This window comes from Dactylosporangium cerinum (assembly GCF_042653625.1).
GTDB lineage: Bacteria > Actinomycetota > Actinomycetes > Mycobacteriales > Micromonosporaceae > Dactylosporangium > Dactylosporangium cerinum.
This window is the reverse complement of sequence record NZ_JBHSIU010000013.1, coordinates 1-20460: the sequence shown is the minus strand read 5'-3', so window position 1 is coordinate 20460 and position 20460 is coordinate 1. Positions and strand designations below refer to the sequence as shown.

Annotated in this window: 16 protein-coding genes; 9 read left to right on the top strand and 7 right to left on the bottom strand. The window is 69.6% G+C overall.

What is annotated here, in order from left to right:
• Positions 1–36 precede the first annotated feature (36 nt).
• On the top strand, positions 37–810 hold the full coding sequence (locus ACFPIJ_RS12260; protein WP_380114862.1) for a deoxyribonuclease IV: 774 nt from the start codon (positions 37–39) through the stop codon (positions 808–810).
• Between the two features lie 74 nt (positions 811–884).
• Positions 885–3050 carry a hypothetical protein gene (locus ACFPIJ_RS12255; protein ID WP_380115207.1) on the top strand — a complete coding sequence of 722 codons (2166 nt, stop codon included), beginning with the start codon at positions 885–887 and terminating at the stop codon, positions 3048–3050.
• A 64-nt stretch (positions 3051–3114) separates the two neighbouring features.
• Here the strand turns inward: ACFPIJ_RS12255 and ACFPIJ_RS12250 are convergent, their stop codons facing one another.
• The 4 genes from ACFPIJ_RS12250 to ACFPIJ_RS12235 all read right to left on the bottom strand — a co-directional run bounded on the left by ACFPIJ_RS12250 (position 3115) and on the right by ACFPIJ_RS12235 (position 9317).
• Positions 3115–4566: a glycosyltransferase family 87 protein gene (locus tag ACFPIJ_RS12250; protein ID WP_380114861.1), complete on the bottom strand. Its 1452-nt coding sequence runs from the start codon at positions 4564–4566 to the stop codon at positions 3115–3117.
• Between the two features lie 4 nt (positions 4567–4570).
• Positions 4571–5764 carry a glycosyltransferase 87 family protein gene (locus ACFPIJ_RS12245; protein ID WP_380114860.1) on the bottom strand — a complete coding sequence of 398 codons (1194 nt, stop codon included), beginning with the start codon at positions 5762–5764 and terminating at the stop codon, positions 4571–4573.
• A gap of 81 nt (positions 5765–5845) precedes the next feature.
• Positions 5846–8437, bottom strand: coding sequence for a transglycosylase domain-containing protein (locus tag ACFPIJ_RS12240; RefSeq protein ID WP_380114859.1), 2592 nt, complete (start codon positions 8435–8437; stop codon positions 5846–5848).
• A gap of 445 nt (positions 8438–8882) precedes the next feature.
• On the bottom strand, positions 8883–9317 hold the full coding sequence (locus ACFPIJ_RS12235) for a DUF5318 domain-containing protein (RefSeq protein WP_380114858.1): 435 nt from the start codon (positions 9315–9317) through the stop codon (positions 8883–8885).
• 185 nt (positions 9318–9502) lie between these two features.
• On the opposite strand from ACFPIJ_RS12235, the gene ACFPIJ_RS12230 reads away from it, so the two are divergent.
• Positions 9503–10102 carry a PadR family transcriptional regulator gene (locus ACFPIJ_RS12230; protein WP_380114857.1) on the top strand — a complete coding sequence of 200 codons (600 nt, stop codon included), beginning with the start codon at positions 9503–9505 and terminating at the stop codon, positions 10100–10102.
• Positions 10103–10125: 23 nt separating this feature from the next.
• A complete protein-coding gene (locus ACFPIJ_RS12225) occupies positions 10126–11205 on the top strand; it encodes an inositol-3-phosphate synthase (RefSeq protein WP_380115206.1) in 1080 nt (359 codons plus the stop codon).
• Positions 11206–11309: 104 nt separating this feature from the next.
• Here ACFPIJ_RS12225 and ACFPIJ_RS12220 read toward each other — a convergent pair whose 3' ends face one another.
• Complete coding sequence (locus ACFPIJ_RS12220) at positions 11310–11792, bottom strand: methylated-DNA--[protein]-cysteine S-methyltransferase (protein ID WP_380114856.1); 483 nt, start codon at positions 11790–11792, stop codon at positions 11310–11312.
• Between the two features lie 89 nt (positions 11793–11881).
• Here ACFPIJ_RS12220 and ACFPIJ_RS12215 point away from each other — a divergent pair, with 89 nt between their 5' ends.
• From ACFPIJ_RS12215 to ACFPIJ_RS12205, 3 genes are all read left to right on the top strand, one after another.
• Entirely contained in the window at positions 11882–12388 is a 507-nt protein-coding gene (locus ACFPIJ_RS12215) for an NfeD family protein (protein WP_380114855.1), read from the top strand.
• Between the two features lie 13 nt (positions 12389–12401).
• The gene (locus tag ACFPIJ_RS12210; RefSeq protein WP_380114854.1) at positions 12402–13919 is read left to right on the top strand and encodes a flotillin family protein; all 1518 of its coding nucleotides are present in this window, start codon (positions 12402–12404) and stop codon (positions 13917–13919) included.
• Between the two features lie 68 nt (positions 13920–13987).
• Positions 13988–15358, top strand: coding sequence for an MFS transporter (locus ACFPIJ_RS12205; RefSeq protein ID WP_380114853.1), 1371 nt, complete (start codon positions 13988–13990; stop codon positions 15356–15358).
• On the opposite strand, the gene ACFPIJ_RS12200 is transcribed toward ACFPIJ_RS12205, so the two are convergent.
• A complete protein-coding gene (locus ACFPIJ_RS12200) occupies positions 15348–16244 on the bottom strand; it encodes a hypothetical protein (protein WP_380114852.1) in 897 nt (298 codons plus the stop codon). The two genes, ACFPIJ_RS12205 and ACFPIJ_RS12200, sit on opposite strands and share 11 nt — an antisense overlap.
• 215 nt (positions 16245–16459) lie before the next feature.
• Between ACFPIJ_RS12200 and ACFPIJ_RS12195 the strand changes: the two genes are divergently transcribed.
• Together ACFPIJ_RS12195 and ACFPIJ_RS12190 are read left to right on the top strand one after the other, a co-directional pair.
• Positions 16460–17599: a glycosyltransferase gene (locus ACFPIJ_RS12195; RefSeq protein WP_380114851.1), complete on the top strand. Its 1140-nt coding sequence runs from the start codon at positions 16460–16462 to the stop codon at positions 17597–17599.
• 515 nt (positions 17600–18114) lie between these two features.
• Complete coding sequence (locus ACFPIJ_RS12190) at positions 18115–18939, top strand: peptidylprolyl isomerase (protein WP_380114850.1); 825 nt, start codon at positions 18115–18117, stop codon at positions 18937–18939.
• Here ACFPIJ_RS12190 and ACFPIJ_RS12185 read toward each other — a convergent pair.
• Entirely contained in the window at positions 18926–20368 is a 1443-nt protein-coding gene (locus tag ACFPIJ_RS12185; RefSeq protein ID WP_380114849.1) for a CCA tRNA nucleotidyltransferase, read from the bottom strand. The genes ACFPIJ_RS12190 and ACFPIJ_RS12185 overlap by 14 nt on opposite strands.
• Positions 20369–20460: the final 92 nt, after the last annotated feature.

Sequence of the window (20460 nt, the reverse complement as noted above, 5' to 3'; positions counted from 1 at the left end):
CGCAAACTGTCGGTCCCACGTCGTAGGCTCTGCGGCATGCGAATCGGTGCTCACGTCGACCCCGCTGAGCCACTGGCCGAGGCCGCGGCGCGCGGCGCTGACCTGGTCCAGTTCTTCCTGACCGACCCGCAGGCCTGGACCGACCCCAAAGACCGTCCCGACGCCGAGGCGCTCATCGCCTCCGACGTCGACATCTACATCCACGCGCCGTATCGGATCAACGTCGCGTCCTCCAACAACAGGATCCGCATTCCCAGCCGCAAGCTGCTCCTCAGCCATGCGGCGGGAGCCGCGAAGGTCGGCGCCAAGGGCCTGATCGTGCACGGCGGGCACGTGGAGAGCGCCGACGGCCTGGACGCGGGTTTCGACAACTGGCGCAAGACCTTCGCCTATGCCGCCAAGGAAGGTGGCTTCGCCACCCCGGTGCTGATCGAGAACACGGCCGGCGGCGACAACGCCTGCGCCCGCCGCTTCGACGCGCTGGCCAGGCTGTGGGACGCGGTCGGCGAATACGAGGTCGGGTTCTGCCTGGACACCTGCCACGCCCACGCGGGTGGTGAGGATCTGCTGGACATCGTCGATCGGGTCAAGTCCATCACCGGCCGGATCGACCTGATCCACGCCAACAACTCCCGGGACGGGTTCGACTCGGGTCGGGACCGGCACGACAACCTCGCGGCCGGCGAGATCGACCCGGAGCTCATCGTCGCGGTGATCCGGGCCGCCGGCGCGCCGGCGCTGGTCGAGACACCCGGCGGAGCCGACGGGCAGACCGCCGACATCACCTACCTGCGGGAGCGGCTGGCGTGAGCAACGTGTCCGAGACCGAGAAGGACCCGGAGGCGGAGCCAGCCGCTGCCAAGTCCGAGGAGCCGGAGCCGGCAGTGCCAGCCCGCGAGGAGCCGGCCTCCGGCAACGGAAAGCCCGCAGCCAGGGGCGCGGCAGCATCCGCGGAGGAGTCCCCGCCCGCCGAAGAAGCCAAGGGCGCCGAGCCAACGGCCGCCTCGAAGGCAGGCACCACGGACGCAGCCAGCACCCCGAAGACAGCCCGCACGGCAGCGGCCAGCAGCACCAACGCAGCAGACGGCGCGGAAGCGGCGACCGAGCCAGCCAAGGCACCGGTTGGGGCAGCGGGCGGCAACGAAGGCGAGCAGGACGCCGCGACGGCCGGGAAAGCCGCCGCGACAGCCGATCCCGCGCAGGCCGACCAGCGGGTGAGCCTCGTCAAGGCCAAGGACCAGGATCCGTTCGGCTCCTTCGCGCCCGTCCCTGAAGCGGTGCCCGGCCGGGCCCGCCGGGTGGCGGCCCGGGTCGGCAACGCCGTCGGGGACTTCCTCGGTCACGAGTGGACCATGGCCGCGGTCGGTTCGGTGTTGCTCGCCATGGTCATGACCTGGCCGACCCTGCGGCACCCGGCGACCACGATCCCGCAGGACATCGCGGACCCGACGCTGCAGGCCTGGCAGATGTCGTGGGGCGGGCACATCCTCACCACCAACCCGGCGCAGCTGTGGAACGCCAACGCGTTCTTCCCGGACAAGTACAGCTACGCGTTCTCGGACACGCTGCTCGGCTACGCGCCCGCCGGCATGATCGGCAGCGGGCCGGTGGCGGCGCTCGTGCGGTACAACATCATCTACGTGCTGATCTTCGCGCTCGCGTTCTTCGGTGCCTATGTGCTGGCCCGGCAGCTGGGCGCCCGTCCGACCGGTGCGGTCGTCGCCGGTGCCGCGTTCGCCTATGCGCCGTGGCGGCTGGGGCAGGCGGGTCACCTGCACGTGCTGTCGATCGGCGGGATCGCGCTGGCGCTGGCGATGCTCGCCCGCGGGCACGGCTTCTCGCTGCGGGACGGCTACCAGCCGGACCGGCGGCGGTGGGGCTGGGTGCTCGCCGGCTGGCTGGTCGCGGCCTGGCAGATCAGTTTGGGCTTCGGCATCGGCATCCCGTTCGTCTATGCGCTGCTGCTGATCGTGGTGGCGACGGCGGTGTCGTGGGGCTACCGGCACGTGCGGAAGTGGGGGGTCACCCGGCCGTTCGGCTGGAAGCTGTTCTTCGCCAACCTCGGCGGCGGGGCAATCTTCGCCGCAGTCGGCGGGCTGATGGCGTATCCCTACCTGCAGGTGCTCAAGGACCACCCGTATGCGCGACGCAGCGAGGAACTGGTCGGGCTGTTCTCGCCGCCGTTGAAGGGGTTCTTCATCGCCCCGCCGGAGTCGTGGCTGTGGGGCGAGGCGTACAGGGCCGCCCGCGGCACGCTGACCTGGGCGCCGGAGATGGCGCTGCTGCCCGGCTTCTTCCTGTACGGGCTGGCGTTCGCCGGGCTGTTCGTCTCGACGTGGCGGGTCAAACACCGGATCTGGATGCTGATCGGCGTCGTGGGCACGGTCGCGCTGGCGATGGGGACCAACGGCTTCGGCAAGGGTGAGTTCGGCTACCTGGCGCTGTACCGGGCGCTGCCGGGCTTCGACGGCATCCGCACGTCGGGGCGTCTGGTGGTGTGGACGACCCTCTTCCTGGCGCTGCTCGCGGCCGGTGCGGTCAGCGCGTTCGCGGAGCGGGCGGTGGAGCTGTTCGCCGACCGGACGCAGACGGAGCGCAGGGATCGGGCCGGGTTCTTCCCGCGCCTGGCCACGTTGATCCCGGTGATGCTGGTGCTGTTCGAGGGCACGCACAGCACCCCGCATCCCGTAGTGCCGAACACGCCGGTGGCGATGAGCACGGTGCAGGGTCCGTTGATGGTGCTGCCGAGCCATGAGCTGTTCGACATGAACGTCATGCTGTGGAGCACCGACGGGTTCCCGAAGATCGTCAACGGTGGCAGCGGCTTCACGCCGATGGACCAGCAGGAGCTGCGGCTGACGATGCAGCAGTTCCCGGACGAGGGGACCGTCGCGGCGCTGCGGGAGCGGGGCATCCGGACCGTGGTCGTGGTTCGCAGCCAGGCGCTGGGCACCGCCTATGAGCGGGCGATCGACGCGCCGATCGACGGCCTGGGCCTGACCCGCACGGAGCAGGGCGACGTCGTGCTCTACCAGGTCGAGGACCGCTGACCAGGGACGGGACGCAGCAACACAAAAGGGCCGGCGGATTCCGCCGGCCCTTTTGTGCGATCAACTACAGCGTCTTGACGAGCGATGGCGGAGCGATCAGTGGTGGCTCGGCCTCATCACGGTTGAAGACCCCGCCGTCGGGATCCTCGCCCTCGTAGGTGTCCCGCACGACGTCCATCTCCGGGTGCCAGATGTCGCGGATCACGTAGCCGACCAGCACCGCGAGCGTGACCAGCCGCAGGATCGAGGCGAGCACGAACACGCCCTCCGGGAACACCTGCCGGCCCGAGGCGCCCATGAGCTCGCCGTAGAACGACACGAAGTAGAGCACCTCGGCCGCCTGCCAGGCGAGGAACGCACCCCAGCGGGGACGGGCGAGCACCGCGAGGGGGATCAGCCACAGGACGTACTGCTGGGACCAGACCTTGCCGGTGATCAGGAACGCGGCCACGATCAGGAACGCGAGTTGCGCCAGGCGCGGCGGGATCGGCGCCCTCAGGCCGATGATCAGGATGCCGACGCAGGAGAGCAGGAACAGGCCGAGGTACAACACGTTCAGGGTGGCGTGCTCGGGGTCCAGGTCGAGGTTCTGGAAGTACTGGAACCCGTACTGCCCGGCGCCGCGCGGGAAGTGCGCTCCGATGTACCAGAGGGTGCCCCAGTCGATGCCGCGCTGGGAGTTGAAGTCCCAGAACTTGATCCACGAGTCCCAGTAGAGGATCGCGACCGGCACGTTGATCGCCAGCCAGGTGGCGGCGCCGACACCGAACGTGGCGAGCGCTTCCTTCCACTTGCCGGTGCGTATGCACAGCACCAGCAGCGCGCCGAGGATCAGCACCGGATAGAACTTCGCGGCCGTCGCCAGGCCGAGGAAGAGACCGGCGAGCAGTGGTCTTCGTCTGGCCCAGAACGTGATCGAGATGGCGGCGAGGCCGACGCAGAAGAGGTCCCAGTTGACGGTCGCGGACACGAACAGCGCGGGTGCCGCGGCGAACATCGCGGCGTCCCAGGGCCTTCGTCGGCGCACGGCGATCGTGGCGGCGACCGCGGCGATGCCGAACGCACTGAGGACCACGGCGTTGAGGTCGTAGAAGGTCTGGCCCGGGTTGTCGATCGCTCCCTGCTGGCCGAGGGAGTGCACGGGCAGGCCGAGGACGCCCATGAACGCGCCGGTCAGGACCGGGTACTCGACCTGGTGGTCGGCATAGGGGACCTGGCCTTCGTTCAGCCCTTCGGCGTAGTACAGGGCCAGCACGTCGGTGTAGCAGAAGTACTTGTACTGCTTCATGTCCGCCCAGGCGCCGTCACGACAGGGGGACTTCTGCATCCAGGAGAAGCTGAGCATGGCGCAGATCAGCAGCAGGACCACTCGCGCGGGGGTCCAGAAACGGCTCGACGTCCGCACTGCGTGACTGCCCAGGGGCCCACCGATCGACTCGGAGAGGCCACCGACGAAGCGGTCGGAGGTGGCGGGCTCGTCACTCAGGCGGTGCTCGGGTCGCACAGTCGGCGGCATCGCATCACCGTACCGTCGCAACCTCCGAGGCGGGTGCACCACCCGACGTGGTTTGCCCGTCGACCCGCCGGATCGGCAGTGCGAACAGCAGCGCCGCGGCGAGCAGCACATACCAGTTCTCGATGAAGAAGCCCAGGACGCCCTTGCCCCAGGGGTCGACGGGCAGGCCCTGGTCGTACAGCGACACCATGCCGACGCCGACGGTGACCGCGATCAATACCGCCAGCCATCGCCGGCCCGCGTCGACCAGGACGACCAACGCCGGCACGAACCAGTACAGGTGGTGAATCCAGGTGATCGGGCTGGCCAGGCAGCCGACGAAACCGGCGATGGTGAGCCCGACGAGCTCGTCGCCGGCGAGCGCGGCCCGGCGGGCGCGCCAGAGTCCCACCGCGACGACGGCCAGGACCAGCAGCACCCACAGCCACCCGGGCGCGTCATAGCGGGCAAGAAGGCCGCGCAGCGACTGGTTGGGGATGTAGGCCTTGTTGCCGATCCCGTCGCCCTTCCACAGGGTGTCGCTCCAGAAGTCCCACGAGGCGCGGGGTGCGACCGCGGCGGCGAGGAGCGTCGCGACCGCAGCGCTCACGATCGCCGTGATGCCGGCCCGGTATCGCCGGCTGACCAGCAGGTACACGATGAAGATCGCCGGGGTCAGCTTGATCGCGGCCGCAAGGCCGATGAGCACGCCCGCCCACCGGCTCTCCCGGGGCAGCAGGATCAGCAGGTCGGCCAGGATGAGCACGATGAGCAGCACGTTGATCTGGCCGAAGCTGAACGTTTCACGGATCGGCTCGAGCGTGCTGAACACGACGGTCGACAGCACCAGCATGAACGGCAACGACCAGCCGTGCCGGCGCACCACCGGGGCGACCAGCCAGTAGGTGGTGACGAGCAGACCGGCGACGGCGATGACGGCGTAGACGGTCACGGCGGCGTTCTTGGTCAGGAGCGCGAACGGGACCAGCACCATCGCGCCGAACGGCGGATACGTGAAGCCGAGCGCGCCCTGCGTGTCGTCCGGTTTGGTGAATGTGTAGAGGTCGTGCCCGTCGAGCCACCAGTCGATGGCCAGGCGGTAGATCGTGAGGTCGTAGAAGTGGTGCCGGATGCCATACCACCAGTGCGCATAGGCCACCAGCGCCACGAACAGCGCGAGCAGCCCCCACCGGACGGCCTTCAGCCTGCCCGCTTCCAACCCACACCCCCAACGACAGCGGCCACGGTCCCGGCGAACATACCGCCGTTACCGTGGCCGCACATCTTCGGCCCGCCCGGATCAGCGCCTTCGGGTCGGCGTGACCGTCGGGATGATGCCGCCGCCGTTGCCGCCGTTGCCGGGGCTCTGGGTGTTGCCGGGGCCGGGGAAGCCCGGACCGCCGCTCGGCAGGTTCGGGTCGACCGGCATGCTCGGCTGCGGCGAGACACCGGTGCCGACCTCCAGGTTGCCGACGTGCTTCGGCCCCGGGAAGTTGATCTTCGGCTGCTTGATGATCGCCTCGGCCTTGTCCATGAAGTCCACCCAGATCGGGCCGGGCAGGTTGCCGCCGATGACGCCGGCGCCCTTGCTGTCGACGATCTTCTGTTCCTCGGCCTTGTTGCCGACCCACACCGCGGTCGCCAGGCCCGGCGACTTCTTGGCCGGGTCGTAGGCGGTGTAGCCGACGAACCACGCGTGCGCGTTGGAGGTGGTCTGGCCCAGCTGCCAGGTGCCCGTCTTGCCGGCGATCTGGCGGCCGTCCTTGAGCTTCAGCCTGTAGTGCTCTGGCACGCCCTGCAGGACGGTGTTGAGGTCGTCGGCCATCTGGTCGGTGAAGCCCGGGATGCGCTTCGGGTTGATCACCTCGCCGTAGGTCTTCTTGCCGTTCTCCCACACCTCCTTGAGGAAGTGGGTCTTCGCCGCGACGCCGCGGGCGGCGAAGGTGGCGATGCCGCCGGCGTGCTCGAGGACGGTCACCGGGTACTGACCGAAGGCGACCTCGGTGTTGAAGTACTTCGGGAACACGTCGGAGCCCTTGTTGGTCGTCAGGTCGATCTTCTTCGACTTGCCGTCGACGTTGGCCCACATGTCGGTGATGCCGGCCGCGCGGGCGGTGTCGATCACCTTGGCCGGGCCGACCTTCTCGGCGAGTGCGAAGAACGGCACGTTGAGCGACATGACGGTGACCTCTTCCAAGGTGCACCACTTGCCGTCGCCCGACTTGCACTTCGGCGAGGAGACGTTGCCCTCACCGGCGTTCTTGACCGGGTTCTTCGCGGTTCGACCACTCGCCGGGAACTGCTGCGGGGAGTCGCCGTTCCAGTAGGAGTCGATCCGGTAGCCGTTCATGAGACCGGTCGCCAGCGTGTAGACCTTCATCGTCGAGCCCGGCGGGTGGCCGCCGCAGCAGCTGTCCTCGCCGTTGCTGAGCACCGGGTCGTTGTAGTAGCCGGCGAAGTCGCCGCCGTTGCCGCTGTCGCCGCCGTAGTAGGCCTTGACCGCACCGGTGCCTGGCTCGACCGACACGAGGGCGGCCTGCAGGTTGCCCGGGTACTTGTTGATCCGCGACTCCGGGTTGCGGCTGGCCTCCTGAACCGCGGCCTGCTGCAGCTTCTGGTCGATCGTGGTGACGATCTTCAGACCGCCGTTGGCGATCTTGTCGAAGTTCTTGCTGCCGTCGGCGTCGACGCCCTCGTAGAGCAGGGCGCCGGTCTTCGGGTCGGTCAGCTTGGCCACCTCGTCGAGGACGTGGTGGACGATCAGGCCCTCGGGCTTGTCCATGCTGCCCTGGGTCTTGATCGCGTTGGCCCTGGACTCGGCTGGCGTGATGACCTTCGCCGGGTAGGCCATCTTCGCTTCGGCCTCTTCGGACTTCACGAAGTTCAACTTGATCATCTGGTTCTTGATGTAGTTGAAGCGGTCCGTGGCCTGCTGCTTGTCGATGTTCGGGTCGAAGGGACTGCCCTTGCCGCCGGCGCTGTCGGGGCTCTTGATGATGCCGGCGAGGACCATGCCCTCAGCCAGCGTCAGGTCCTTCGCGGGCTTGTTGAAGTACGCGATGGAGGCGGCCTGGATGCCGTACGCCCCGCGACCGAAGTAGACGATGTTGAGGTACATCGTCATGATCTGGTCTTTGGTGTAGTCCTGGTTGAGCTTCAACGCGATGACGGCCTCGCGCAGCTTTCGCGCGTAGGAGACGCCCTCGAGCTCGGCCCACTTCCTGGCATACTGCTGGCTGATCGTCGAGGCGCCCTGCCGGTCGCCGCCGGTGACGTTGTTCCACGCCGCGCGGACGACGCCTTTGTAGTCGACGCCGTCGTTGGTGTAGAAGGTGTTGTCCTCGGCCGCGACGACGGCGTGCTGCACGTCGAGCGGAATCTGGTCGAACGGGACGACCGTCCGGTTCTTGTCACCGATGCGGCCCATGGGCGTGACGCCGTCGGCGTAGTAGATCGTGGTCGACTGCTCCATCGCCAGGTTCTCCGGCAGCGCGACCTGGTCGAAGTAATACGTGCCGCTGACCATGCCGATGCCGGCGATCATGATGAACGCGGCGATCGCGGCGATGACGATGTTGCGGCGGCGCCGGCGCTTCGCCTTCGCGCTGCCGCTCCTGCCCCGGCCGGAGCCGCTGCCGCCAGGGCCGTCGGGACCACCAGGACCGCCGGGGCCACCCGGGCCACCGGGGCCACCCGGGCCACCGGGACCGCCCGGACCGTCGCCGAACCCCTCGGCACCGGACGACATGGAGACCGACGCGCGGCCGACCGTCGCCCGGCCGACCGTCGCGCGGCCCGCCGGAGATCCGCTGCCGGGCACCGACGCGGAGCCGGACACGGAGGCCGAACCGGAGACCGACGCGGAGCCGGACACGGACGCTGAGCCGGACACCGACGCGGATCCGGACGCACCCGGCACGGGCACGGAGGCCCGCCCGGTGCGCGGCTCGTCGCCGGAGCGGCCGCCTATGCTCGCGCGGCCGACCGTCGCCCGGCCCGCCGCACCGCTGCTCGGCGGTGGTGGCAGGGGAGGAGGCGGCAGCGGGGGGCCACCGAAGGGGTCATCACCGTCTGGTCCCGGAAAGGATCCAGGAACCTGCGCCCGGCCCGAGGGGGAGTTGGTCGGGTCACCGTAGTTCATTCGTCCCACCTTGCCGGTTGCGTCGTTGTCGCATGCTCCGTCGCCACCATGTCTGTGAGCTGAGCCACTCGTCGGTCAGGTCTCAAGTCTGCGGTCTTTGCGGTCAAGCGGCCGTGAGGCCGCTGGCCGCGTGGGCGGTGATCACCGCCAGTCAGGGCTTCGATGCAAATCGGCCCGCCACGATTGCGGGCCAGGTTCACTCGGCCGCCCCTCCTCGGATCCGCGTCGACGACCGACCGCCGGCTCCATCGTCCGATCCGGCCGCAAGGCCGTCCCGACCCAGCAGATACTGCTCCACGAGGTGATTCCAGCCGCAGTCGCGGCAGACCTCCACCACGTAGACGTGAAACTCACTCAGCGTCATCGCCAGGAGTGGCAGCTCCGTCAGGCGGCGGGCCTGACCGGACGACTGCCGCAGCTCATCCCCGTAGATGTAATGCACATGGGTGAGGTTCTCCCGGCGGCACACCGGGCACAGCTCGTCCGTCGGCTCGCCGTGGAATTTCGCTGCGCTCTTCAGGTATGGCGACGCGTCGCACACCTCATAGGTGCCGACGCGCCCGGAATGCACCTCACGCAGCAGGGCGCGTCTCCGCAAGGAGAAGTCGACCACCTGACGCTGGGTACGCATGCGCCCGAGGGTACGCGGTCCCGCGCCGCTCGGCGACATCGGTCACGATCGGTAACCGTCGGATAGACGATCAGCGCTGTGGCCCAGGCCACTTGGTCAGCGCCGTTGCGCCCGTTCGGTCATGCGCCTACCGTTGCGATGTATCGGACCGATACATCGGCCGGGTGAACGGAGGGAGGCTGGGAATGCTCGACCTGGCGATCCTGGGCCTTCTCCACGAGTCCCCGATGCATGGCTATGAGTTGCGCAAGCAGCTCACCACCAAGCTGGGCGCGTTCCGGGCCGCGATCAGCTACGGATCCCTCTACCCAACTCTGCGTCGGCTACAGACCGACGGCTGGATCTCCGAGGGTGCGCCGCCGGCGGGCATGCCGGCGTCACCCGACGAGGTTCCGTTGCTGACCGGTAAGCGTGGCCGCGTGGTCTACACGATCACCGCGGAAGGCAAGGAGCGCTTCCAGGAGCTGCTCACCGCCGCCGGACCTGAGACCTATGACAGCGAGGCCGGTTTCGGGGTCCATTTCGCGTTCTTCGCGCGGACCGACCCGGCAACCAGGCTGCGGATCCTCGAGGGCCGCCGCCGCCGGGTCGAGGAGCGCCGCGAGGGCATGCGTGACGTGCTGAGCCGGGCCGCGGAGCGGCTCGACGCCTACACCCTGGAGCTGCAACGCCACGGCCTGGACGCATGCGAGCGCGAGGTCCGCTGGCTCGAAGAACTCATTGCGAACGAACGCAATGGCACCACCCCTCAGCCGCCTTCGGCAGATCCGGAGCGGTCATCGTGAACAACAAGAAGGAGGCATCCGCGATGGGCTCCGTCCGCGTTGCCATCGTCGGTGTCGGCAACTGCGCCTCGTCCCTGATCCAGGGCGTGGAGTATTACCGCACCGCCGACCCGAATGACCGGGTACCGGGTCTCATGCACGTCAAGTTCGGCGACTACCACGTCGGTGACGTGCAGTTCGTCGCCGCGTTCGACGTCGACGCGAAGAAGGTGGGCCAGGACCTGGCCGCCGCGATCAGCGCCAGTGAGAACAACACCATCCAGTTCTGCGACGTGCCGCCCACCGGCGTGACCGTCCAGCGTGGCCCGACCCTCGACGGCCTGGGTCAGTACTACCGCGAGATGGTCGACGAGTCCGACGAGCAGCCGGTCGACGTGACCGCCGCGCTGCGCGACGCGCAGGTCGACGTGCTCGTGTGCTACCTGCCGGTCGGCTCGGAGCAGGCGGCCAAGTTCTACGCACAGGCCGCCATCGACGCGGGCTGCGCCTTCGTCAACGCGCTGCCGGTGTTCATCGCCTCCAACCCCGAGTGGGCGCAGAAGTTCACCGACGCCGGGCTGCCGATCGTCGGTGACGACATCAAGAGCCAGGTCGGTGCCACGATCGTGCACCGGGCGCTGGCGAAGCTGTTCGAGGACCGTGGCGTCGAGCTGCTGCGCACGTACCAGCTCAACTTCGGCGGCAACATGGACTTCATGAACATGCTGGAGCGCACCCGCCTGGTCTCGAAGAAGATCTCGAAGACCCAGTCGGTGACCTCGCAGATCCCGCACGAGATGGCGAAGTCCGACGTCCACATCGGCCCGTCGGACCACGTGCCGTGGCTCGACGACCGCAAGTGGGCCTACATCCGGCTTGAGGGCAAGTCCTTCGGCGACACCCCGCTCAACGCGGAGCTGAAGCTCGAGGTCTGGGACTCCCCCAACTCGGCCGGCGTCATCATCGACGCGCTGCGCGCCGCGAAGATCGCCAAGGACCGGGGCATCGGTGGCCCGATCCTGTCCGCGTCGAGCTACTTCATGAAGTCGCCGCCGGTGCAGTACAACGACCACGACGCGCACGCGTCGGTCGAGCAGTTCATCAAGGGCGAGATCGAGCGCTGAGCTCGCACCTCTATACCTGCACGAAACGACGAACGCCCCTTCCTCCGGAGGGGGCGTTCGTCGTGCAAGCCCCGAAGTAGGAGAAAGCTCCGAAGTCGGAAAACTCAGAACAGGCCGAACTCCCGCTCGATGCGGACCTTGGCCTCCAGCTCGAGCAGCACCTTCTTGCGCCAGATCCCGCCGCCGAAGCCGACCATCTTGCCGTCGGCGCCCACCACCCGGTGGCAGGGCACGATGATCGGCAGCGGGTTGCGGTTGCAGGCGACCCCGACCGCCCGCGCCCCGTCCGGCTCGCCGACCGCGGCGGCGATCTGACCGTAGGTGCGCATCTCCGCATACGGGATGGCCCACAACGCCCGCCAGACGGACCGCTCGAACTGTGAACCGCCGGGCACGGACAACGGCACCGTGAACGGCGCGGCATCGCCGGCGAAATAGGCGGTCAGCTCCTCGACCGCCCGCGCGAGCACCGGGTCGTCGCCGGCCAGCGGGCCGGCCGCACCGCCGAAACGGACCGCGCACACGCCGGTGTCATCCACCGCGATCCCCACCGCATCAATCGGTGCCTGCATCTCCGCCCAACGCACGCCGCCAATTGTGCCCGAAAACGTGAGTGTCAGATTTGCGTCGTATAGATACCCTCCAGTTGCCAGCGGGACGGGGGAGGGGGCCGGCGGTGGATGTGCTGTTTCTGATCATCGGCGGGCTCGGCGTCCTCGTCCTGGCCCTGTCGCTGCTGATCGGCGACCTCCTGCATTTCGACATCGACCACCCGGACGCCGGCGGTGTGTTCTCCCTGCCGGCCATCGCGGGATTCGTCGGTGCGTTCGGGTTCGGCGCGGCCATCGTGTCGGCGCTCGGCGTCCCTGGTGGCACGGCCGTCGCGGCCGCCGGCGGTGTCGTCGCCGCGGTGCCAACCGCCTGGCTGGCCACCCGGCTCGCCCGGATGGCGATGAACATGCGCACCGACGGCACCCCGACGCAGCGGGACATGATCGGCACCACGGGCGTGGTCGTCACCCCGATCACCGTGAACGGTTTCGGCGAGGTGCGGATCTCCCTCGGCGGGCAGCCGGTGAAGCTCAGTGCCCGTGCCGACCACCCGATCCCGCTCGGCACGCGGATTCTCGTGGTCGAGGCGACCAGCTCCACGAGCGTGATTGTCGAAGAAACCCCTTTATAGAAGGGACGGACATATGAATACGGTCCTGCTCATCGCAATCGGTGGCGCTGTCCTGCTGGTCCTCTTCCTGATGCTGTTCGTGGTGTCGCGGATCAAGGTCGCCGGTTCCAACGAGGCGTTCATCATCACCGGCCGCAAGGGCAAGTCGGTGCAGGGGCTCGACGGGTCCCGCTCCACCGACCTGTCCGGCCAGAAGGTCGTCATGGGCGCCTCGGTGTTCGTGGTGCCCATCGTGCAGAAACTGCAGGTCCTCGACCTGTCCAGCCGCCGCATCCACGTCGAGATCACCGGCGCGGTCAGCAAGCAGGGCATCCGCGCCAACCTGCAGGGCGTCGCGATCGTCAAGGTCGGCGGCACCGAGGATGCGATCCGGGCCGCCGCCCAGCGCTTCCTCAACCAGCAGCAGGGCATCGACCTGTTCACCAGCGAGGTGCTCGCCGGTGCGCTGCGTTCGATCGTCGGCCGGCTGACCATCGAGGAGATCATCCGCGACCGGACCGCGTTCGCCAGCGCGGTGGCCGAGGAGGCCGAGCACTCGCTGACCAACCAGGGACTGGTGCTCGACACGTTCCAGCTGCAGGACATCTTCGCCGAGGGGTCCTACCTGCAGGACCTCGGCCGTCCGGAGGCCGCCAGGGTGCTCCGCGACGCCGCGATCGCGGAGGCGCACGCCCGCCAGGCCGCCGAGTCGGAGCGGCTCAAGGCCGAGGAGGCGATCGCCGAGGCCAACCGCAACCTGTCGCTCAAGCAGGCCGGGATCCAGGCCGAGATCGACGCCGCGAAGGCCCGGTCCGCCGCGGCCGGTCCGCTCGCTCAGGCGGAGCGGGAGCAGATCATCCTGGCCGAGCAGCAGAAGGTGGCCGAGCGCAACGCCGAGCTCAAGCAGCGCCAGCTCGACACCGAGGTGCGCAAGCCGGCCGACGCCGAGCGTTACCGGGTTGAGCAGGAGGCCGAGGCGGCGAAGAACGCCGCGATCTTCAAGGCCGAGGCGCAGCGGCAGGCCGTGATCGCCGCCGCCCAGGGCTCGGCCGAGCAGGCCCGCCTGACCGGTGAGGGCGAGCGGTCCCGGCGGGCCGCGCTGGCCGAGGCCAACGCGATCGAAGGCGCCAAGGAGGGCGAGGCCGAGCAGCGCCGGCGCGTCGCGATCGCGGAGGCGCTGGAGCGGGAGGGCGCGGCCGAGGCGTCGGCGATCCTGGCCCGCGGCCAGGCGGAGGCCGAGGCGATGAAGCTCAAGGCCGACGCGTTCGCCACCTACGGCGAGGCCGCGATCCTGGACCTCCTGGTGCGGGTGATGCCCGAGGTGGTCAAGGCGGCCAGCGAGCCGATGGCCAACATCGACAGGATGACCGTCATCTCCACCGACGGGGCGTCGTCGCTGACCAAGTCGGTCGCCGGCAACGTCGCCCAGGGTCTGCAGCTCAGCAACGACCTGACCGGCATCGACCTGGCGAAACTCCTCGGCCGGCTCAGCGGGATGGCCGTCGACGAGCCGGTCAACGGCCGTGCGGCGGTCGAGCCACCGAAGGCCTGACACGGTCGGGGCAGGTGCACCCGTAGAAGGACGGGTGCACCTGCCTGAACGAGCCGTAGGCTTTTGCCGTGTCCACCGTCACCGCCGCCGCCCATCCGCAGTCCCATTTCGTGCGGGCAGTCCTGCGGCAACGCGGTTTCCGCCGCCTGCTCGGCGTGCGGATGGTGGCGCAGATCGGCGACGGGCTCTTCCAGGGCGCGCTGGCCGGCACGGTGTTGTTCAACCCGGAGCAGCGCGCCGACGGGATGGCGATCGCCGCCGGCTTCGCCGTGCTGCTGCTGCCGTATTCGCTGATCGGGCCGTATGTCGGGGTGTTCCTCGACCGGTGGCGGCGGCGCACGATCATCTCCCGGACCAACCTGCTGCGCACGGTCCTGGTGCTGCCGATCGCGCTGTACATCTGGCAGGGCCACGAGTCGCCGACGCCGTTCCTGCTGGCGCTGGTGGTGACCGGGTTGAACCGGTTCTTCCTGGCCGGGCTGTCCGCGGCGACCCCGCACGTGGTCGACGACCACATGCTGGTGACCGCCAACTCGTTCTCGGCGACGCTCGGCTCGCTGAGCTTCTCCGTCGGCATCGGCACCGGCGCGGCACTGATCAAGACGGTGCTGGCCACCTCGTTCCACGGTTACGCCCTGGTCGCCGCGATGGCCGCCGGCTTCTACCTGGCCTCGGCGCTGCTCGGCAGGTCCTCGTTCACCGCCGACGAGCTCGGGCCCGACGCCGCGCAGCAGACCAAGAGCTCGATCCGGCAGGCGGTCGGCGAGGTCAACCGCGGCACGGTCGCCGGGGTCCGCCACCTCGCGGCGAAGCGCGGCGCCGCCTATCTCGTGCTGGCGCAGTCCGTCTTCCGGTTGCTCTACGGCGTCGTGCTGCTGGCCTGCCTGTTGCTGTTCCGCACCGTGTTCAACACGGGCGACGAGGTCAGCGACTCGTTCAGTACCATCGCCAAGGCCTTTGTCGCGGGAGGCGTCGGCATGCTGCTGGCGTCCTTCGTGACGCCGCCGGTGGCCCGCCGGATCGGCGGCTGGCGCTGGGTGACGGCGGTGCTGGCGACCACGGGCGCCGCGATCCTCGGCTTCGGGCTGCCCTTCGACCCGTCGCTGCTGCTCGGCGCGGTCTTCGTGACCAGTGTGGCGGCGCAGGCGATCAAGATCGTCACGGACACGTCACTGCAGCACGAGTGCGCGGACGAGTTCCGGGGGCGGGTGTTCAGCATCAACGACACCGCGTTCAACATCATGCTGGTCGCCGGCATCTACATCGGCGCGCTCACCCTGCCCTACACCGGGCAGTCGGCGGTCGTGCTGGGCATCGTCGCGCTGGGCTATGTGCTGGCCGCCGCCGCCTACGCGGTGCTGGGCGGCCGGTGGGCCCGCCGGGTCGGCGACGACATCGCGCAACCCGACGGGACCTCCGTGGCGTTGATCAGCCGCTAGCCGTGCGCTTCGCGGTGGCCTGGATCTGGGGGGTGCTGAACGTCAGGCTGTCACCGTTGCACGTGTACTTCGCCGGGTTGTCGTCCGCCTCGAACGGGTCGGTCTGGCTGTAGCCCAGCGACGTCGTCGTCAGTGTGTTGCCGCTCGTCTTCACGTTGGAGTAGACGATGCTGCCGCTGGCGGTCTGGATGTCCGAGTTCACGGTCGCGTTGACGGTGATCGTGATCGTCACCTTCTGACCCTGGACGGTCGGGCTGCCGCTGTAGACGCTGTCCTGGTACGTCTCGGTGAGTTTGCCGTCGGACGTGAACTTCAGCGTCGAGCCGTTCTTGGTGAGGCTGATCGACACGCCGCCCTCGACGCCGGCCAACGCGGCGGTCTGGGTGAAGGTCGAGGTCTGCCAGGTGCCGACGAGACACTTGTCGATCTTGGACTCCGCCGGCGCGCTCGCGCTGCTGGTCGAACCGGTGGTCTTACCGGGGTCCGCGACGGTCTTCGGGTCGTCCTTGCGCAGGGCAACCACGGCGACGATCGCGATCACGAGGATCACCACCACACCGGACAGCGCGATCAGCGGCACCATGAAGCGGTTCTTGCGCGGCGGGGTCGGCGACGCACCGTACTGCCCGCCGTAGGTGGTCGGCGGGAACGCCGGCGGCCCGCTGACCTGACCCGGGTAGCCGGGGCTGCTGGTCTGGCCGGGGTAGCCGGGGCCACTGACCTGCTGATCGGGGAACGAGGGTCCACTGGCTTGATAGCCGGCATAGGGCGCGCCGCTGTACGGGTCGCCACTATATGGCGTTCCGCTCACCGGCGGTTGCGGCGCCTGCGGGACGCCTCGATAGGTGCGGCACTGCGTGCAGTAGCCGTTCATATCAATGCCCATGCCGCCGCAGGTAGGACACGGCTGCATGTCTGCCTCCAGGGTTCAGGGGTGGCCAGCCCAGGTGCTTGGTGCGGCCGTAAGGGGGGATCGTGTAGCGACGGTAGCTGACCTCGTCTACGCGCAGAACCGACCGAATCGCCACATGCACGACGCAGCGGTGGTCAGAGTTCCGACAGCGTTGAACCGGCCACCCGCCCTCCGGGAGAATGAGCGCCGTGCCTCAGCCGCTGGTCGTCGTTTTCGCCGGAACGTCGTGGGACGGGGTGACCGGCTCTGACCGGCTGCTCGCCGCCGCGCTCACCCCTCATGCCGACATCCTCTGGGTCGATCCGCCGATCTCGGCGGCGACCCCGGACCGCTACCGCTACGGCGCCTCCCGCCTGGGTGTCGCCCCGCAGATACGTCTGGTCTCCGACGGTGTGACGCGGCTGACTCCGCGGGTGTTGCCGCTGCACACGCGCCCCTACATCAAGGTCAGCACCGCGGCGCTGATCCGCTCGCAGACCCGGTGGGCGCTGCGCAAACTCGACCGGCGGCCGGTCGCGGTGATCGCCTGCAACCTCGTCGACGTGCTGCGCAGCTGGGGACCCGGAGTGTCCAAGGTGCTCTACGGCACGGACGACTATGTCGCGGGCGCGGAGCTGATGGGGCAGGACGCCGCGCGGGTCGCCGAGGACGAGCGCCGCCAGCTCGACAACGCCGACCTGGTGGTGGCGGTTTCCACGGTACTGGCAGAGCGTTGGACCGGGCTGCGCGCCAAGCGGGTCGAACTGATTCCGAACGGGGTGCAGACATCGGCGTACCGCGTCCCGGGTGAGCCGGCCGTGCTGCCGAAGCAGCTCACCGGACCGGTCGCCGGGGTGATCGGCCAGTTCTCCGACCGCACCGACTTCGAGCTGCTCGCCGCACTGGCCGACGACGGCATCTCGCTGCTGCTGGTCGGGCCGCACGACGCGCGCTGGGAGCCGGAGCGGTTCGCGGCGCTGACCGAGCGACCCAACGTGGTCTGGGTCGGCCGGCAGCCGTTCGAGTCGCTGCCGTCCTTCCTGCGGCACATCGACGTCGGGGTCACGCCCTACCGGGACACGCCCTTCAACCGGGCGTCGTTCCCGCTCAAGACGCTGGAGTACCTCGCGGCGGGCAAGCCGCCGGTGAGCACCGACCTGCCGGCCGTGCACTGGCTCGACTCCCCGCTCGTGCGGGTCGCCAGCACGCCGAAGGAGATGGTGGCCGCGGTGCGCGAGGCGGCCGCCGAGTCCGCCGATCCGGCGCGGGTGGCCGCCAGGCAGGTGTTCGCCGAGCAGCACTCGTGGGCGGAACGGGCGAAGGCGTTGGCGGCAGCACTACCACTTTGAGCTGTATGTAATCGTATGATCACATAATGTCATCGCCTCCACCACCTTTGTCTGCTTCGTCGCCGGATCCCGATTCCAGTCGCCGCGCCCAACGCAGGTTCGAACTGGAGTCGGGGCCGCCGGCTCGGCCTTCCCTGCCGTCCCGTGCGTATGAACCGCCGTCGTCGGAGCCGGGCTACGGCGACTTCGAGCCGGGCTACGAGCACGCGAGCTACAGCGAGCCGCCGGACTACGAACCGCCGCGGCCCGGGGCGCCGCGGCCGCCCGAGCTGGCCGAGCCCTTGCCGCCCTCGGCGCCCGATCCGACCCTGCCGGCCTGGCTGCGGCAGGCCGTGCCCGCGGGAGACGTGCCGGACTTCCACCCACCGGGGGAGTTCTCAGCCGGTCCCGATCCCGACGAGCCGGGCCCGCCTCAAGGCCCGCCTCAAGGGGCTGCTCAGAACCCACCGCAAGGCCCTCCTCGGGGCGCGCCGCCGAACGCCGCGCCCGGCTTTCCGGCCGCGCCCTCCGGTGCGGTGCCGGTCCAGCGCAAGCGGCGGTGGCTGCTTCCCGTCGCCGGCGGGGTCGCCGCGCTGCTGATCCTCAGCGGCGCCGGCACGGTCCTGCTCTACCTGCGGGCCAACGACGCGGTCGACACCACGGCGGGGCCGGTCGTCTCGGTGGCGGCGTCCACGGCCGAGACCACCCCGGGGGCGCAGGCGCAGCTGAGCCCCGACAACGGCACCAGTCGCGGTCCCGCGGCCGGCCCGACGGGCGCGATGCCGCCCGCAGGGACGGGCGTGCCGTGCACCTACTCCCCGGCCGACCGGGGCGGTGGCGATCCCCGCCTGGTGGCGACGCCCGCGCCGCGCTCGACGCTGACGGGGAAGCCGACCGCGACCCTGGAGACCAACCTCGGCGCGATCGGCATCCAGCTCTACGCGGACCGGGCGCCCTGCACGGTCAACTCGTTCGTCCATCTGGCCCGGGACGACTTCTACAGCGACACGCCCTGCCACCGGCTGACCACCGAGGGCCTGTGGGTGCTGCAGTGCGGCGACCCCGGCGGGACCGGGACCGGGACGCCGGGCTACCAGTACGGCGAGGAGAACCTGCCGACGACGCTGCCGCCCTACCCCCAGGGGACGCTCGCGATGGCCAACGCCGGGCCGGGCACGAACGGCTCCCAGTTCTTCGTCGTCTACAAGGACAGCGACATCCCGCCGGACTACTCCGTGTTCGGGCAGGTGACCAGCGGGCTGGATCTGCTGGACCGGATCGCCGCCGCCGGCACCACCACCGGGGGTGCCGACGGTCCGCCGAAGCTGGCCGTGCAGATCACGGAGATCAGGGTTTCGTGAGGCCCTCGGCCGCAGCCCAGCGCAACAGCTCCGCCTCGGCCTCGTCCCGGTCGAGCGGGCCGCGCTCCAGCCGCAGCTCCTTGAGGTGCCGCCAGGCCCGACCCACCACGGGGCCGGGCGGCACCCCGAGCAGTTCCATGATCGCGTTGCCGTCGAGGTCGGGCCGGACGCGGGCCAGGTCCTCCTCGGCGGCGATCCGCGCGATGCGGGTCTCCAGCGCGTCGTAGTCGGCCGCCAGCTGCGCCGCCTTGCGCCGATTGCGGGTCGTCACGTCGGAGCGGGTCAGGCTGTGCAGGCGGGTCAGCAGCGGTCCGGCGTCGGTGACATACCGGCGCACCGCCGAGTCGGTCCATTCGCCCCGGCCGTACCCGTAGAACCGCAGATGCAGCATGACCAGCTCGGAGACGTCTGAGATCACGTCCTTGGGGAACTTGAGCGCCTTCATCCGCTGCTTGGTCAGCCGGGCACCGACGACCTCGTGATGGTGGAAGCTCACCCCGCCGTCCGGGCCGACCGCCTTGGTCGCCGGCTTGCCGACGTCGTGCATCAGGGCGGCCATGCGCAGCGTGAAGTCCGGCCCGTCGGCCTCGTGACCGATCGCGTTGCGGACCACGATCAGGGTGTGCTCGTAGACGTCCTTGTGCTGGGCGTGCTCGTCGATCTCCAGCTTCAGGCCGGTCACCTCGGGCAGGAACGTCTCGGCCAGGCCGGTGTCCACCAGGAGCCGGAGCCCCGTGATCGGGTCTGCGCCGCACATGAGCTTGACGAACTCGTCCCGGATCCGCTCCGCGGTGATCCTCGAGAGGTCCCCGGCCATGGCGGCCATCGCTGCCCGCACCTCCGGCGCAACGCTGAACCGCAGCTGTGCGGCGAACCGGGCGGCCCGCAGCATGCGCAGGGGATCGTCGGCGAAGGAGTCCTCGGGCGCACCCGGGGTGCGCAGGACCCGCTCGGCGAGGTCGTTGAGGCCGCCATACGGGTCGGTGAACTCGTGCCCGGGCACGGACACGGCCATCGCGTTGACCGCGAAGTCGCGGCGGCGCAGGTCGTCGACGAGGTTGTCGCCATACCTCACGATCGGGTTGCGGCTGACCCGGTCATACGCGTCCGCGCGGAACGTCGTGACCTCGATGCGCAGGCCGTGGCGGGCGAGCCCGATCGTGCCGAACTCCTGGCCGGTGGTCCACACCGCCTCGGCCCAGCCGTCGATGATCCGCAGCGTCTGCTCGGGCAGCGCGTCGGTGGTGAAGTCCAGGTCGTCGCCGAGGCGCCCGAGCAGCGCGTCGCGCACCGAGCCGCCGACGAGGTGCAGCTCGTGCCCGGCCGCTGCGAACCGGCGGCCGAGTTCGTCGGCGACGGGGGAGACGCGCATCAGCTCGTGCACGGCACGACGCTGGGCGTCAGTGAGGGCGCGTGTGGTTTCGGACATCGGTCGGTGAGCCTATCGCGAGAGAGTGAGCGGCCAGCGCAGCGGCTCGGGCCGCTCACCAGCATTTGCGGTTCTTGGCTCAGGCCGACGCC